General features: G+C 42.8%; 3 protein-coding genes. All 3 read right to left on the bottom strand.

Annotation, left to right across the window (positions count from 1 at the left end; all coding sequences use genetic code 11):
- Nucleotides 1–335: 335 nt before the first annotated feature.
- Entirely contained in the window at nt 336–1,145 is an 810-nt protein-coding gene (locus QUA24_RS27085) for a GAF domain-containing protein (protein WP_333233498.1), read from the bottom strand.
- 358 nt (nt 1,146–1,503) lie between these two features.
- Nucleotides 1,504–1,713, bottom strand: coding sequence for a transposase (locus QUA24_RS27080; RefSeq protein WP_333233497.1), 210 nt, complete (start codon nt 1,711–1,713; stop codon nt 1,504–1,506).
- Between the two features lie 95 nt (nt 1,714–1,808).
- The gene (locus QUA24_RS27435) at nt 1,809–2,141 is read right to left on the bottom strand and encodes a transposase (RefSeq protein ID WP_445242657.1); all 333 of its coding nucleotides are present in this window, start codon (nt 2,139–2,141) and stop codon (nt 1,809–1,811) included.
- Between the last annotated feature and the right edge of the window lie 135 nt (nt 2,142–2,276).

Genomic DNA, 2,276 nt, shown 5'->3' with positions numbered 1-2,276 from the left:
CAACTTATCTTTAATCGAGCTTGAATAGATCGATCGCTCCTGTTCTTAGTTTGCGATCGATTATTCAGCAAGCCCTAAATAGGGTGTGAGGATTTGGTGAAAGGGAACAGCAAACTAGAAATGGGGAACAGACAATATGTAATTTAAATGCTCGACAGCTTACTACGTGTAGTAGTTGCTATGCTGTACTGTGTAAAACTATAATTCCCTAAAAATAATTGATGAACCAGCTATCGAATTTATTGAGGGAATCTATCGATAAATTGTCAGTTTTTTCCTGTGTAAAACTTGTGGAAACGTAAATATTAGACTTGTTAAATACGCCACTAGAAGGTTTACTGATGCCCCGATTTTTCCTGACTCCTGAAAGTGGCTAACTCTGCGTGAGTTTGGCAAGCTTCACTTAACTCAATGTAATCTAAGATATTGGAAATTACCTGAGAAAGATGGATAGCTGAACGGTGAGCTTCTTCGATAAAATCTCTCTCCTCTATGGGATCGTCAGCTTGGTCGTCTATGGTTAGTTGTAGATAGCCGATGATGTGATTTAGGGGAGTGCGGAGCTCGTGGGACGCCTTCAACAAAAATTGCTTTTTGAGCTGGGATAGTCCTTGTACTCGCTTGGTGCGCTCTTGGTAGAGGGTAGCAAGGGCGATCGCACTTCCTACTTGCTCGGCAAGTTCTTGTGCAAATTCGATCTGCGATTGAGTCCAAGGTCGATCGGTCTTACCCTTTCCCGACGATCGACCTTTGCACTGATGCAAGCTAATTATGCCGTTAGGTTGCTCTTGGTAAGCGGTAGCCACCACTAGCAGCGACTGCGGCCCAAAAGAGTCATTGGCTGCAAAGGACTCTACTACCACCGGTTCGAGGGTGGCTAGAGCTTGAAGGAAATGAGGTGCTGCTGTGAGCGAGATTTCCATTCCCAGCATGGGTAAAAATGGTTCTTGGCAGTATTCAGCAGCTACTTTGACTTGCAGGCTAGAACTTTCATAGGGACAAAGTATACAGCGGCTGACGCCTAGTGTTTCTCCAAGACTGTTAACTGTTTGCTGCCAGATGGTATTGAGATCCAAGGTTCGACGAATATTTCTGCCAATTTGGAGTAAAAGCTTTTGCGATTGAGCTGATATTTGCTGATTCATAGCAACCCTTTTTCTACTAGACTGGCAAAAGTTTACCACTCCGGCAACAGAGCAGGGAGTTACTGAATTTGCCAGCCTGCCGCTGTCCGACTTATTGATTACGTAATTCTACTTAAATATTGCCACAGACCGTCAAACATTACTAAGTATTTGTGGTGTCTTTACAAGATCTTTATGATTTTCACATAGAACGGAGAGCGTCCTGTTTTCGTAAACTACCCAGCGCTGACATAAAGGTACAGCGTGAGCTTCTGACTTCAACGGGGATTGCGTCAACTTGGACTTGCGTCCCAGTCTCGGACTCACATCCCCTCCTCTACTCAGCAGTCCTGCTTTCCAAGACTGATAGCATTCTGAGTCATTCTGCTCTAATATTTGCTGAAGCGTTGCCATCTCTATTGTGATGGATACCACAACGAGGACAAGTCCATGCCCTAACATCTAATGGCATTTCACTCACCTGATAGTGGCAGTTTGAACAGAGTTTCGAGCTAGAGAAGCATCGGTCAATCTCTACCAACACTTTACCTTCACGGTCTAGTTTGTACTGCAAGAAATTGACAAACATCCTCCAACATACATCAGAAATTGCTCTCTTCTAGTTTGTGGTTACGAACCATGCCCTTTGTGTTGAGACTTTCGACTACGATGACTTTGTTATTGTCAACAAGCTTTCAAGGGTAGCTTATGTAAGTAGTCTTGACGGACATTGCTAATTTGTTCGTGAACCCTAGCAACCAGTTTCCTGGCTTTATTTCTATACTTGCTTCTTTTCTCCTTTCTGGCTAGTTTTTGCTGCTTTTTTTTCAGGTTACGTTCATGTTTTGCTAATAAATGAAAAATCAATAACTTGATTGATGAGTGAGTGAGTGAGTGAGTGAGTTGAGGTACGGCTCGATAATTCCATTTGGGTAAATATTCATCAAAAAGAATTTTCATGTTTTTTTTGAAATCATCAGTCACCTTTCGACCAATTTTATAGATTTTATCTGCCACATTTACAACTACATATAGACCATCGTTAGTTAGTGTGAGTTTTTTCCATGAGACTCTTGACCTGACGGGGTGACAACCCCGTCAAAAGCCCCACCAGTGGCGGATTTGCCCAACGTGAGGTAAAAAAAGATGGGG

This window comes from Microcoleus sp. Pol12B5, from assembly GCF_036701335.1.
Classification (GTDB): Bacteria; Cyanobacteriota; Cyanobacteriia; order Cyanobacteriales; family Microcoleaceae; genus Microcoleus.
This window is presented reverse-complemented; position numbering and strand designations above follow the sequence as displayed.